Origin of the sequence: Curtobacterium sp. 314Chir4.1 (genome assembly GCF_900215175.1) — a bacterium.
Lineage (GTDB): Bacteria > Actinomycetota > Actinomycetes > Actinomycetales > Microbacteriaceae > Curtobacterium > Curtobacterium pusillum_A.
Genome location: NZ_OCMI01000003.1, coordinates 220,049 through 232,781 on the forward strand (window position 1 = coordinate 220,049; position 12,733 = coordinate 232,781).

Consider the following 12,733-nt stretch of genomic DNA (forward strand, 5'->3'; position numbering starts at 1 on the left):
TTGAATGGGTTGGTCGATCAGTTGTGTGGGAAGCGGAAGGTGCGCACCTCGTACGCATCGACGGGGAACGAGGACGGATCCGTGTCGGACAGCGGCTCCTCGAGCAACGTGACCTCGGCAGCAGGACCGAACGGCCCCTCCACCGAGATCCGACCGGTCCCCCGGCGCCCGCTCGGCTCGTAGACCCGCACGACGAGGTCGCCCGACCGGTCGTCGGCGAGCTTGACGCTCGACAGCACGACGTCGCCGGACACCTGCACGAGCGGGTCGAACCCGTGCGCACCCGTCACGGTGCGCGGCCCGGCGTTCATGACCACACCGGCCGCCGTCGCCCCGAGCTGGTCGGTGCCGATCACGATGCCGTACCGGTGCGTCTGCACGCCCTGGTCGGTCTCGGGGTCGGGGAACCGCGGCGCCCGGAGCAACGAGAGCCGCACGGTCGTGGTGACGTGTCCGTCGACGGCGTCGCGGGTGGTGTCGAACCCGTGGATGGAGTCGTTCACCAGGGCCACGCCGAACCCGGGCTCGGACACGAGCACGTAGCGGTGCATCGAGGTCTCGAACTTCGCGGCCTCCCACGAGGTGTTCGTGTGCGTGACCCGCTTCTGCGCGCCGAACTGCGTCTCGGCGACGGTGTGCTCGGCGCGGACGTCGAGCGGGAACGCGACCTTGAGGAACTTCTCGGTCTCGTGCCAGTCGGTCGTCTGGTCGAACTCGAGGGTGCGGGAGTCCGGCGCGAGCGTGATCTCCTGCCGCACGGTCGACTCCCCGAAGGTCCGCTCCACGACGACACGCGCGACGCCGTCCGCGTCCACCGAACCGTGCAGCGCCGTGACCGACACGAGGTCCTCGACCCGGTTCCGGTAGTACCGGTCGACGTCCCACGCGTCCCACATGTTCGGGAAGTCCTGGTGCAGCTGGAGCAGGTTGGCAGCCTGCCCGGTGGCGATCGCCTCGCGCCCGGTGGCCAGGTCGACGGCGCTCGTCACGAGTCCACGACCGTCGACGACGACCCGGACGAGGTCGTTCGCCAGCACGTACCCGCCGTCCTCCTCGGCGAGCGTCACGGAGGTCGGCTCCGGCACGTCGGTCGCGACGACCGCGCCCTGCGCGGGTGCACCGGCCTGGAGGAACGGGGCCGGGTTCACGACGACCGTCGCGTCGCCGGGGCCGGCCAGTGCCGACAGCGCCGACTCGATGATCGCAGTGAGCGCAGCGGCCGTCTCGGCGTACTTCGCGACCGCTTCGCGGTGCACCCAGGCGATCGAGGTGCCGGGCAGGATGTCGTGGAACTGCTGCAGCAGGACCTGCTGCCAGAGGGCGTCGAGCTCGTCGTACGGGTAGGCGAAGTCAGTCCGTGCAGCGGCGGTCGCGGCCCAGAGCTCGGCCTCGAGGAGCAGCTGCTCGCACCGGCGGTTGCCCTGCTTCGTCCCGTGCTGCGACGTCAGGGTCGCACGGTGCAGTTCGAGGTACAGCTCGCCGACCCACACCGGCGGGTCCGGCAGCTCGGCCTTTGCCCGGTCGAAGAACGCGTCGGGGTGCTCCCAGCGGACCCTGGCGCTGCCCTCGAGGTCGGCCAGACGCTTCGCCGTACCGGTCATCTCGCGGGTGGTGCCGCCACCGCCGTCACCCCAACCGACGGGTGCGATCGACCCGGTCGCGAGCCGGTTCTCGCGGAACTGCCGGGAGGCCTTCGCGACCTCGCTGCCCGACAGCCGCGAGTTGTACGTGTCCATCGACGGGAAGTGCGAGAACACCCGCGAACCGTCGATGCCCTCCCAGAGGAACGTGTGGTGCGGGAACTTGTTCACCTGGTTCCACGAGATCTTCTGCGTGAAGAACCACTCGAAGCCCGCACGGCGCATGAGCTGCGGCAGCGCCGGCGAGTACCCGAAGCTGTCCGGGAGCCAGACGCCCTTCGGCCGGATGCCGAACTCCCGCTCGAAGAACCGCTGCCCCTGCGAGAACTGGCGGACGATGCTCTCACCCGTCGGCATCACGGTGTCGGACTCGACCCACATGCCGCCGATCGGCAAGAACCGGCCGGCCTCGACCGCGGCACGAACCCGGGCGTAGACCTCGGGCCGGTGCTCCTTGATCCACGCGTACTGCTGCGCGCTCGACATGCCGTACACGAAGTCGTCGGTCTGGTCGATGAGCTCGGTCATCGTGGATGTGGTGCGGGCGACCTTCCGGATCGTCTCACGGACCGGCCAGAGCCAGGCGGAGTCGATGTGGGCGTGCCCGACGGCGGAGATCGTGTGCGCCGAGGCCTCGGCTGGCGCGGCGAGCACGTCGGCGAGCGCCGCTCGGGCATCTCCGGCGGTCGACGCGATGTGCTGCAGGTCGAGCCGGTCGAGTGCGTCGTCGAGCGCCTGCAGGATCCGCATCCGACGCGGGCCCTCCGGGAGCTCGGCCTGGAGTTCGAGCAGGACGTCGATGTCGAGGGCGAGCTCGTGCACCTCGGACTCGAACACCGCCAGGTCCATCCGGCGCGACGTGTAGAGCCGCTTCGACGACGAGGTCTGGATGTCACCCTCGTGCGTGACGAGGAAGGGGTGGTAGTCGAGCAGGACGGGGTTCGACGCCGCCTCGACGAAGAGCTCGACGGGCTCGCCACCGACCGCTTCCTCGGCGACGAGGACCCACTGGTTCCGGGGGTTGATCGACTTCACCGGGGTGCCGTCGACGAGGTACACGAGTCCCTCGCACTGGAACCCGGGCATGTTCTTGTCGAACCCGAGGTCGATCACGGCCTCCACCCGACGACCGGCCCACTCGGTCGGGACGGTCCCGGACAGGCGGAACCAGGTCGTGCCCCACGCAGCACCCCACGTCGTGCCCACCTCGTACGGCGTGAACTCGAGAGCCAGGCCTTCGGCGGGCGCGATCGGCTCACCCGGCAGCTCGTGCCAGGCGGTGTCGAGCGCCGTCGCCGTCGCGTGCACGGCCGGCAGGATCCGTTCGTCGAGGACGCGTCGCGCCCGGCCGGTGGTGAGGGGGATGTCGTCGTGCATGGGGACCTTCCTGGAGGGGAGGGCCGGCGTCGGTGCCGGCGGGACGGGCGGGTGGTGCGGTCAGGCCATCGTCGCCGGGTGGGCGACCGACAGCAGTGCTGTGGGGGCGTCGTCGGGGACCTCGACGCACCGGGTGATGCCCCGTGCGGCGAGCAGGGTGTCGTCGCCGAGGCGGGAGCGCAGGACGACCTGCGGCCCGCGGCCGTCCGGGGCACCCTCGGCGAGCGCGAGCCAGGCGGCGGCGAACCGGCCGCCGGGTGCACTGTCGGCTCGGACTCCGTGCCGGGGAGCGTGGTCCGGGCCGACGTCGTCGAGGACGAGGGCGGTCGACGGCGGGGTCACCGAGGTGGTGGTGCCGTCGCCGGCTGAGCGGGCGAGTGCGGCGAAGGCCTCCCCCGCGGGCTTGAGCCGGCCGTCGTTCGTGAACAGGCCGAGGTCGTACTCGAGCTCCGGGAAGTCCGCGAGGGACCGGGAGACGTCGTGCGAGCACCACCAGGTGACGCCGAGCACGTGCTGCGCGTCGAGCACGTGGCGGATCGTCTGCTCGGTGAACGAGGCGGCGTCGGCGGGGTCGACCACGTTCGTCGGGGCCCCGACCTCCTGGAGCCAGTTCGGCCGCTCGGGGTCACGGTTCCACGCGGCGGCGAGCTGGAGGAGGTACTCGCCGTGCCGGACCGATCCGGGACCGAGTGCGCCGTGCAGCGCCGCCGAGCCGTTGAACACCCACGAGTGCGTGACCGTCGCGTCGCCGTGGTCCGCCGCGTGCTCCGGGCCGAAGGGCTGCGCGTCGTCGTACCAGGCCGCGTCGTACTGCGCGACGGTGACCAGGGGCCCTGGACGCGACCCGGTGCCCGACGCAGGCGACGGGGCGGACGCGCGCCGCGCCTCCAGACCGCGCCGCGCCGCCGCGACCATCGCCGCCGCCCACGCGTGTCCCTGCTCCGCCGTGGTGTCGTGCGGTGCCGGGTGCGGCGCGTGCGCGAACTGGTTGACCTCGTTGCCGACGGTGATCCCGAGCAGGTTCGGCTTGTCCGCGACGGCCGCCGCGAGCGCCTCGACGTACGCCGCGGTCGACGCGACGACGTCCGGGTCGGTGAACATGTTCCGACGGTGCCAGCTCTCCAGCCACGACGGCACGAAGTCGAAGCTCGACAGGTGCCCCTGCAGCGCGTCGACGTTGACGTCGAGCCCGAAGGACCCCGCGATGTCGACGACCGTCGCGACGTCGCGCAGCGCCGGTTGCCGGATGAGGGTGCGGTTCGGCTGCACCACCGGCCACAGCGGGAAGATCCGCACGTGGTCGGCGCCGAGCGAGGCGATCTGCTCCATGTCCCGCGCCGTGTCCGACGGCGAGAAGTCGAGCCACGAGTGGAACCAGCCGACCGACGGGGTGTGGTTGACGCCGAAGCGCATCAGCCCTTCACCCCGCCCTCTTCGACGCCCTTGAAGAAGAAGCGCTGCAGGATCGCGAAGATCACGGCGATCGGGATGAACGCGATCATCGTGCCGGCGGCGATCATCCGCTGGTCCGTCGCGAACGTGCCCTGCAGGTACTGCAGCCCGACCGTCAGCGTCAGCTTGTCCGGGGACTGCAGCACGATGAGCGGCCAGAGGAAGTCGTCCCACGCGCCGATGAACGAGAAGATCGCGATCACGGCGATGGTCCCCTGCACGGCGGGCAGCGAGATGTACCGGAGTCGCTGCATCGCGTTCGCGCCGTCCATCACGGCGGCCTGGTCGATCTCCTCCGGGATCTGCCGGAACGCGTTGAACATCAGCAGGACGTTGAGCGCCGCGATCATGCCGGGCAGCGCGACGCCGACGAGGGAGTCGGCGAGACCGATGTCCTTGATGGTGACGAACTGGCTGATGATCGTCGCCTCCCCCGGCAGCACCAGGGTCGCGAGGAACAGCCCGAGCACGAACTTGCGGAACCGCCACTGCAGCCGGGCGAGCGCGAAGCCCGCGAGGGTCGCGAACACGATGTTCCCGAGGACGTCGATCGCGGCGACGACGAGCGAGTTGCCGATGTAGCCGAAGACCGGGATCGCCTCGCCGACCCGCAGGTAGTTGCCGAACGTCGGCTGGGTCGGGATGAACGACGGGTTCGCGGTGTAGATGTCCTCCCCCGTGCCCTTGAGCGAGGTGGACAGCTGCCAGAGGAACGGACCGATCGTGATGAACAGCACCACGATGAGCAGGACGTAGCGGAGGACCTTCTCGCGGGTGGACATGACGCCCCAGGACGCGCGGCGCTTGCGTCCGTTCTGCCTGGAGGCGCGCCCCCCGTCCGTCCCGCCGGTCACGTCCGGCGTGGGGCTGGCTGCACCGCACGCCCCGCCCAGGGCGGGTTCGCTGGTGGTGGTCGTGTTGGTCACTTGTCCGCCTTGCTGTTCATCCGGGCGAGGGCGAGCATCGGGATGAGCGTCACGACGAAGAGCAGGAGGCTCAGGGCGGACGCGTAGCCGAGGTTGCCGGTGAAGCCGCGGGCGTACTGCTGGATGAGCATGACGAGCGAGTTGTCCTGCCCGCCCGGTCCACCCGTGCCGTTGGTGAGGATGTAGAGCTCGCTGAACACCCGGAGCGCGCTGACGCAGACCAGGATCCCGACGAGCGTCATCGTCCCCCGGACCCCCGGCATGGTGACCGACCAGAACCGGCGGACCGCGCCGGCGCCGTCGAGCGCCGCGGCTTCGTGCAGGTCCTTCCCGACGTTCCCGAGGGCCGCCAGGAAGATGATCATGTAGTACCCGAGGCCCTTCCAGACCGTCAGGCTGATCGCGCTGAACACGAGCAGCCACCGGTCGGTGAGGAACGGGATCGAGCTCTGGACGATCCCGAGGTGCTGCGCCATCTCGTTGATGACCCCGCGGTCGTCGAGGATCCAGTTCCAGATGAGCCCGACGACCACGGCGCTCGCGATCACCGGCGTGTAGTACGCGGTCCGGAAGAACGCGATACCGGGGAGCTTCCGCTCGACGAGCACCGCCATGAGGAGCGGCAGGACCGTCAGGAGCGGCAGGCAGACCGCCATGTAGATGACGCTGTTGAGGAGCGCTTCCCACACCTGCGGATCGGCGAGCAGTGTCTCGAAGTTCTGCAGGCCCACCCACTGGCTCACGCCCCCGAGGGGGCTGGCGTTCGTGAACGACAGCCGGACGGTGTTGATCGACGGCCAGAGGCTGAACGCGAGGAGCCAGACGAGTGCCGGCAGGACGAGCAGCCAGGGCGTGAACCAGCGGTTGGCGCGCATCAGCTGTTGGCCAGCAGGCTGTTCATCTTGGTCTGCGCCGTCTGCAGCGCCTTCTCGGGCGTGGTGCCGCCCTTCATCGCCAGCGCGATCTGCTGGTCGAGGAAGTCCGTCATCGCCGAGTTCGCCTCGACCGGGTTGAGGTTCTTCGCGGTCTTCAGGGCGTCGTTGGCGAGCACGCGGGCCTTCGCCTCGACGGTGCCGTCGTCCTTCGAGAAGTACGGGTCGGACTGCGACGAGGTGGTCGACGGGAAGATGTTCACCAGGTGCGCGAAGGCTTCCTGGTTCTTCGCGTTCGTCATGAAGGCAGCGAGCGCCTCGGCGGTGGCGACGTGCTTGCTCTTCGCGCTGACGCTGAGGCCCTGCACGTACAGCGGCGGGTTGTCCAGCGCCGGCGAGACGACGATGTTGCCCTTGAGCGACGGGTTGTTCTTCTGGAAGTCGCTGATCGCCGTGGCACCACCGGTGGTCCAGGCGACCTTGCCCTGCGTGAACAGGGTCGAGTTGCCGAGGTAGTCGGTGTTCAGCACGGAGGACGGCATGAGGCCCTCCTTGTAGGCCTTCGCGTACTTCGCGATGAGGTCGGCGGCCTTCGAGGAGTTCGCGAACGTGAACTTCGTGCCCTGGTCGTTGATGATCTTGACGCCGGCGAGCGAGAAGTCCGACAGGCCGGGCTTGCGGCTCATCAGGTAGTCGTCCGGGCACTTCTGGTGCATGGTCTCGGCCTGCGCGAACAGCTCGTCGGTCGTCTTCGGCGGGTTCGCCGGATCGAGACCGCACTGCTCGAACATCGACTTGTTCCAGTAGTCGACGTCGGTGTTGAGGTACCAGGGGTACCCGAACGTGCCGTCGACGCCCTTGTAGTCGTAGGCCGCCAGCGCGCCCTTGACGTAGGTGCTCGAGAGCTTCGGGTCGTCCTTCGCGACGTCCTGCAGGAAGCCGCGCTTGGCGAGGGGCAGGGCGATGTCCGGCGGCAGGTTGATCACGTCGGGCAGGGAGTTCGAGGACGCCTGGCTGAGGACCTTGTCGGCGTACCCGTCACCGGGCTGGTCGACGAGCTTCACCTTGGCGTCCGGGTACTTCGCCTCGAAGTCCTTGATCACGCCGTTGAGGTAGTCCGTGTAGGTCGGGGTCAGCGCCCACGTCTGCAGGGTGATCGACCCCTCGACCTTCCCGTCGCCGCCGTCGCTGCCCGAGGCGTTGCCGCCGCCCGAGCACGCCGTCAGTGCGAGGGCCGTGACGGCCGCTCCTGCGAGGAGCGCCACGGCGCGTCCCGTCGTCCTGCGTGTGGTGTTCTTCATCGCTCGTGACTCCTTCGTCGTGCTGCGACTGCTGCTTCGTCGCGCTGCGACAGCTGCTTTCGTCGCGCTGCGTTCATGCTGAACCGGTTCAGTTCCCTGCACGGAACCGGCCGAATGCAGTGATGTTTGCGAACTAAAGCGCTATAGTCAAGCCCGTGGCCAAGAACCGTCGCACGACGATCGCCGACATCGCCGCGCGAGCCGGCGTGTCCATCAGCGCGGTCTCGTTCGCGCTCAACGACCGCCCCGGGGTCTCCGACGAGACCCGCGCCCGGGTGCGTGCGGTCGCCCGCGAACTCGACTGGCAGCCGCACACCGCCGCACGCGCGCTGGGCGGGGCGAAGGCCGGGTCGATCGGCTTCGTGCTCAACCGGCCGGCCCGGACACTCGGCACCGAGTCGTTCTTCGGTGACCTCATCTCCGGCATCCAGCTCGGGCTCGCCGGCACCCACGTCGGCATGAACCTCCTCGTGGCGCGTGACGCCGCCGAGGAGCTCGACACCTACCGGGACTGGTGGCGCGGGCACCGGGTCGACGGCGTGATCGTGATCGACCCGCGGCGCGACGACGAGCGGCTCGCGCTCCTCGCCGAACTCGGCATGCCGACCGTGGTCGTCGGGTCGCACCCGTCGGCCGAGGGCGCGGCGCCGAGCGTCTGGATCGACGACTCGGACGCGACGGACACCGTCCTGCGGTACCTGCACGCACTCGGCCACCGGCGGATCGCCCACGTGGCCGGACGACCGGAGTTCGAGCACACGGCCATGCGGATCGAGCGCGTCCGGGCGTTCACCGTGACCGAGGGACACGAGGGCTCCGGATCGATCCCGACCGACTACTCCGCCGAGGCCGGCGCGAACGCGACCCGGACCCTGCTCTCGCGGAGCGTCCGTCCCACCGCGATCGTGTACGACAACGACGTGCTCGCGGTCGCCGGACTCGGCGTGGCGAGCGAGATGGGCGTCGCCGTCCCGGGTGACGTCTCGATCGTCTCGTTCGACGACTCGGCGATGGTCCGACTCGTGCGCCCGTCGATCACCTCGTTGACCCGCGACACGGTCGAGCTCGGACAGCGCGCCGCCACGCTGCTCCGCGAGCAGATCGACGCCGGGACCCCGCTGTCGTCACGCCCGGGGCCGTCCCTGACGCTCAGCGTCCGCGATTCGACGGGGCGCGCCGCCCCCTGACGCGGTGCGCCCCTCGCACGGTGCGCGGGGCCGCCCACACGGTGCGAGGTTCCGTGCACCGTGGGACGCCGCGGGCCTCGCACCGAGCGCGGAACCTCGCACACTGCCCCACCACCCGCGGCGCCCGCACCGCCCGCACCACCCGCGGCACCGACGCGCGACCCGCGGCGACACGCCGATCGTCGGTCGCGTGGGCGCACCAACCGCGCGGCCGACTTGACGCCGATTCGAACACACGTTCGAATACCGTCGTGGGACGGCGTCGCGAGAACCGGTGGCAGCCCCCGGAACACCCGGAGGTCGAACGCCCGCGCGCCTACTCCCTGTCGGAGGACGCCCGCGGCCCCGACGTCTGCCACGCCGTCACGCCCGTGCCGGTGTGGGCGTGGATCCAGTTCCCCACCTTCCACGTCCGGGTGAAGGCCTTCGCGAAGAGCTGGACCCGCGACGCCGTCATGGTCGAGTGGGCGCAGTTCGGCCAACAGGCGAACGCGTGGGTGTGGCGGTCGGCCGTGAAGCACCGCACCCTCCGCGCCGACGTCGACAGGCGCAGTCCGGAGAACGCACCGCATTGACTTCGTCGGGCATCACGAGGATCGTTTACGGAACACCGGTACAGCAAGTAACTCAACGATCGAGGCATTCGATCCGAGTGCTGGGACGGGGAGGAGGCACCATGAAGAAGAGCGAGGTGCCGTCCTGGGTCGCCCACGTGCTCACCCCACCCGAGGTCATCGCGGCCTACGTCGAACGACGGGTCAACGATCCGGCGTTGCTGACGGGTGAACACACGGAGCCCACGTACGCGGACTTCCTCCGCGACGAATAGGCGGTCTTACTGGAGGCACGGATCACGTTCCGGATTCACGGAACGGGATCCGTGCCTCCTTTTCGACTGCCCCGCTCGCGACGGGCGGACAGCGTCACGCCCACGCTCGCCGCGGTGACGCACGCGAGTGCGACGATCTCGAGCGGCGCGAGTCCCTCGTGCAGGATCAGCAGGCCCGCGAGGGCCGCGATCGCCGGACCGAGACTCTGCAGCACCCCGAACACCCGGGTCGGCATGCGCCGGAGGGCGAGCATCTCGAGGGCGTAGGGCAGCACGCTCGACAGCACGGCGACCGCGCCGAACACGACGAGGAGCCACGGCTCGCGGACGACCCCGTCGACGGCGGACCGGAGCCCGAACGGCAGCGACACGACCATCGCCACGAGCATCGACACCGCCAGGCCGTCGACGCCGGGGATCGCGGCGCCGACGTGTCGGTTCATCACGATGTAGCCCGCCCAGCACACCGCGGCGAGCACGGCGAAGACGACGCCCCCGACCACGGTGACCGCTGCCGGACCGACGCCGAGGAGCACGACCCCGGCGAGGGCGAGGACCGCCCAGAGGACGTCACGCCAGCGTCGGGTGTGCACGAGGGAGAGCGCGAGGGGGCCGAGGAACTCGATGGTGACGGCGACCCCGATCGGGATGCTCGCGAACGCGATGTAGATGAAGACGTTCATGCCGCCGAGGGCCAGCCCGAGGCCGATCGCCCCGAGCCACTGCGCCCGGGTCCAGTGCCGCACGCGCGGGCGCACCACGAGGGCGAGGACGACCGCACCGATGACGAGCCGGAGCGTGGCGGCGCCGACCGAGCCGACGTCGTCGAACCTCGTCTTCGCGATCGCGGCCCCCACCTGTACGGAGACCATCGCGGCGAGGGCGAGGAGTGGTGCCGGGACCCGGTTCACCGGTGCGCCGTCACCCGAGGTAGGCGAGCACGGCGAGGACGCGGCGGTGGTCCTCGCCGGTGTCCTCGAGCGCGAGCTTGCCGAAGATGCTGGAGACGTGCTTCTCGACGGCGCCGGTGCCGATGACGAGTGCGCGGGCGATCGCGGCGTTCGTGCGGCCCTCGGCCATGAGTCCGAGGACCTCGCGCTCCCGCGGCGTGAGCGCCTCGAGCGGGTTGCGGCGACGGCTCATGAGCTGGGTGACGACCTCGGGGTCGAGCACGGTACCACCGGCGGCGATGCGGCGGACGGCGTCGTCGATCTCCTCGAGCCGGGTGACGCGGTCCTTCAGCAGGTAGCCGATACCCGTCGCGCCGGACGCCAGGACGTCCTCGGCGTAGGTGGCCTCGACGTACTGGGACAGCAGGAGCACACCGGTGCGGGGAGCCAGGCGGCGGGTCTCGACGGCGGCGCGGACGCCTTCGTCGGTGAAGGTCGGGGGCATCCGGACGTCCATCACGACGACGTCGGGGGCGTGCTCGGGCAGCGTCGCGAGGAACGAGTCGGCATCGGAGTACTGCCCGACGACGTCGATGCCGGCCTCGTCGAGCACGCGGGCGAGCCCTTCGCGGAGCAGCACGGCGTCGTCGACGACGACGGCCCGGATGCGTGCTGCATCCGGGCCGTCGCTCATGCCGACCAGCCTAGTGGGAGCGGTGGCGCTCCCGTGGTGTCAGGCGCGCGCCGTGGGCACCCCGTTCAGCGCACCGAGCGGGATCCGTGCGGTGGCCTCGGTCGGGCCGCCCTCGGGGCTGGACACCGTGAGCTCACCGTCGAGGGCGCGCATCCGCCCCATGAGCCCCTCGATGCCGTGGCCCTCCTGCGGGCGGGCACCGCCGCGGCCGTCGTCCGTGACGCTGAGCGTGAGGTACCAGAGACCCGAGGCGTCCACCACGAGGCCGAGGTAGACCCCGGCGGTCGAGGCGCCGGCGTGCTTCGTCGTGTTCGTGAGGAGCTCGCTCACCGTGAAGTACACGTTGCGCTGGATCTCCGTGGCGAGCTCGAGCCCCTCGGGCAGGCGGACGTCGAGGCCCACCGGGATCGGCGTGCGGGCGACGAGTGCCTCGAGGGCGGCGACGAGCCCGCGGTCGAGCAGGATCGGCGGCGCGAAGCCGCGGGACAGGGCACGGAGTTCGTCGAGGGCGTCCTTGGCGTGCTCCGACGCCTCGCCGATGAGCTGCTTCGCCTTCACCGGGTCCTTGTCGAACGCACGCTCGGCGGCGGAGAGGTCCATGCGGAGCCGGACGAGGCGCTGCTGCGGACCGTCGTGCAGGTCGCGCTCGATCTGCCGGAGCGCCTGGCCCTCGGCGGTCACGGCCCCGGCACGGGAGGCCTGCAGTCCGGCGACGCGCTGCTCGAGCTGCTCCGCACGGAAGCCGCCGAGCAGGCCGAAGTCCACCCAGTAGTGCGCGATGACGGAGCCGCGCGCCCAGAGCGGGAAGAGCGCGACCGAGGCAGCCATCGACAGGAGCCCGAGCAGACCGATGGCGACGACGGACGTGCTGTCGAGCCCGTCGAAGTACCCCGCGTCGAGGCGGTTGACGAACGCGATGCCGCCGACGACGATCGGCCAGCCGAAACCGACCAGGAGGAGGGCGCCGGATCCGACGGTGACGACGGCCACGAGCGGGTAGACCACCGCAGCGTGCAGCAGGTACAGCCAGTAGTGCGGGTTGGCGACGGCCGAACCCGTGCGGGTCCACCAGTTCTGCTGCCAGCGGGGCGTCCAGTCGACCGGGCGGATCGGACGCCCGTCGGCCCACCCGATGCGGAGCCGCTCGAACTGGCCGAGCCACCGCGCGACGAACAGGGCGATGAAGAACATCAGCAGCGTGAACGGGTTGAACAGGTCCTGCGAGCCGCCGCCGAAGATCGCCGCGGGGAACGCGAAGTACAGCGTGCAGAGCAGCACCGCCGTCAGCGCCATGTACCCGAAGTCGCGCGGCAGGCGCTTCCAGGCCTCGCCGTAGAACGCACCAGCCGTCATGCCGGAACCGGACCCCGAGCCGCCGCCGCTGACGGGAGGCGTCGCGCTCCACGACGCCGGGGGCCGCCCCGCCGGCGTGTGGTCGTGCTGGTTCGGCTGCGTCGGCATCGGTTCGGTGGCTCCTGGTGGCACGGAGTCGTTCAGGGGGACGGTCTCGGCCTGGTCGAGGCGGGCGGTGTCGGTCATGACGTCAAGCCTCGCGATTCCGGGCT

The 12,733-nt window shown here is 70.5% G+C and carries 11 protein-coding genes; 3 read left to right on the top strand and 8 right to left on the bottom strand.

All coding sequences use genetic code 11. The features are described from left to right. Nucleotides 1-17: 17 nt before the first annotated feature. From CRP27_RS10030 to CRP27_RS10050, 5 genes are read right to left on the bottom strand one after another with little or no spacing between them, the layout of a single operon-like run. Nucleotides 18-3,017, bottom strand: a complete 3,000-nt coding sequence (locus tag CRP27_RS10030) for a glycoside hydrolase family 38 C-terminal domain-containing protein (RefSeq protein WP_097180541.1) — start codon at nucleotides 3,015-3,017, stop codon at nucleotides 18-20. A 60-nt stretch (nucleotides 3,018-3,077) separates the two neighbouring features. Beyond that, a complete protein-coding gene (locus tag CRP27_RS10035) occupies nucleotides 3,078-4,430 on the bottom strand; it encodes a cellulase family glycosylhydrolase (RefSeq protein ID WP_097180542.1) in 1,353 nt (450 codons plus the stop codon). Beyond that, nucleotides 4,430-5,395 carry a carbohydrate ABC transporter permease gene (locus tag CRP27_RS10040; protein ID WP_217990724.1) on the bottom strand — a complete coding sequence of 322 codons (966 nt, stop codon included), beginning with the start codon at nucleotides 5,393-5,395 and terminating at the stop codon, nucleotides 4,430-4,432. Before CRP27_RS10040 ends, CRP27_RS10035 begins: the two co-directional genes overlap by 1 nt. Further along, nucleotides 5,392-6,270 (bottom strand): carbohydrate ABC transporter permease, encoded by an 879-nt coding sequence (locus tag CRP27_RS10045; RefSeq protein WP_097180544.1) that lies wholly within the window; start codon nucleotides 6,268-6,270, stop codon nucleotides 5,392-5,394. Before CRP27_RS10045 ends, CRP27_RS10040 begins: the two co-directional genes overlap by 4 nt. Then, nucleotides 6,270-7,568, bottom strand: coding sequence for a sugar ABC transporter substrate-binding protein (locus CRP27_RS10050; RefSeq protein WP_097180545.1), 1,299 nt, complete (start codon nucleotides 7,566-7,568; stop codon nucleotides 6,270-6,272). The genes CRP27_RS10045 and CRP27_RS10050 overlap by 1 nt, the downstream gene beginning before the upstream one ends. 155 nt (nucleotides 7,569-7,723) lie before the next feature. Between CRP27_RS10050 and CRP27_RS10055 the strand changes: the two genes are divergently transcribed. The 3 genes from CRP27_RS10055 (at nucleotide 7,724) to CRP27_RS18235 (ending at nucleotide 9,584) form a co-directional block, all read left to right on the top strand. Beyond that, nucleotides 7,724-8,755: a LacI family DNA-binding transcriptional regulator gene (locus tag CRP27_RS10055; protein WP_097180546.1), complete on the top strand. Its 1,032-nt coding sequence runs from the start codon at nucleotides 7,724-7,726 to the stop codon at nucleotides 8,753-8,755. A gap of 251 nt (nucleotides 8,756-9,006) precedes the next feature. Continuing rightward, nucleotides 9,007-9,330 carry a hypothetical protein gene (locus tag CRP27_RS10060; protein WP_097180547.1) on the top strand — a complete coding sequence of 108 codons (324 nt, stop codon included), beginning with the start codon at nucleotides 9,007-9,009 and terminating at the stop codon, nucleotides 9,328-9,330. A 101-nt stretch (nucleotides 9,331-9,431) separates the two neighbouring features. Further along, entirely contained in the window at nucleotides 9,432-9,584 is a 153-nt protein-coding gene (locus CRP27_RS18235; RefSeq protein ID WP_156794738.1) for a hypothetical protein, read from the top strand. A gap of 35 nt (nucleotides 9,585-9,619) precedes the next feature. On the opposite strand, the gene CRP27_RS10065 is transcribed toward CRP27_RS18235, so the two are convergent. Genes CRP27_RS10065 through CRP27_RS10075 form a run of 3 tightly spaced genes read right to left on the bottom strand, consistent with a single transcriptional unit; the run spans nucleotide 9,620 to nucleotide 12,707 of the window. Beyond that, nucleotides 9,620-10,495, bottom strand: coding sequence for a DMT family transporter (locus CRP27_RS10065; RefSeq protein WP_097180548.1), 876 nt, complete (start codon nucleotides 10,493-10,495; stop codon nucleotides 9,620-9,622). Nucleotides 10,496-10,505: 10 nt separating this feature from the next. Beyond that, entirely contained in the window at nucleotides 10,506-11,168 is a 663-nt protein-coding gene (locus CRP27_RS10070; protein WP_097180549.1) for a response regulator transcription factor, read from the bottom strand. Nucleotides 11,169-11,207: 39 nt separating this feature from the next. Then, nucleotides 11,208-12,707 carry a sensor histidine kinase gene (locus tag CRP27_RS10075; RefSeq protein ID WP_097180550.1) on the bottom strand — a complete coding sequence of 500 codons (1,500 nt, stop codon included), beginning with the start codon at nucleotides 12,705-12,707 and terminating at the stop codon, nucleotides 11,208-11,210. Between the last annotated feature and the right edge of the window lie 26 nt (nucleotides 12,708-12,733).

Excerpts from the sequence above, each read along its gene's own strand:
- CRP27_RS10030 (WP_097180541.1), bottom strand. The coding sequence starts at position 3,017 with ATGCACGACGACATCCCCCTCACCACCGGCCGGGCGCGACGCGTCCTC.
- CRP27_RS10035 (WP_097180542.1), bottom strand. The coding sequence starts at position 4,430 with ATGCGCTTCGGCGTCAACCACACCCCGTCGGTCGGCTGGTTCCACTCG.
- CRP27_RS10045 (WP_097180544.1), bottom strand. The coding sequence starts at position 6,270 with ATGCGCGCCAACCGCTGGTTCACGCCCTGGCTGCTCGTCCTGCCGGCA.
- CRP27_RS10050 (WP_097180545.1), bottom strand. The coding sequence starts at position 7,568 with ATGAAGAACACCACACGCAGGACGACGGGACGCGCCGTGGCGCTCCTC.
- CRP27_RS18235 (WP_156794738.1), top strand. The coding sequence starts at position 9,432 with ATGAAGAAGAGCGAGGTGCCGTCCTGGGTCGCCCACGTGCTCACCCCA.
- CRP27_RS10070 (WP_097180549.1), bottom strand. The coding sequence starts at position 11,168 with ATGAGCGACGGCCCGGATGCAGCACGCATCCGGGCCGTCGTCGTCGAC.
- CRP27_RS10075 (WP_097180550.1), bottom strand. The coding sequence starts at position 12,707 with ATGACCGACACCGCCCGCCTCGACCAGGCCGAGACCGTCCCCCTGAAC.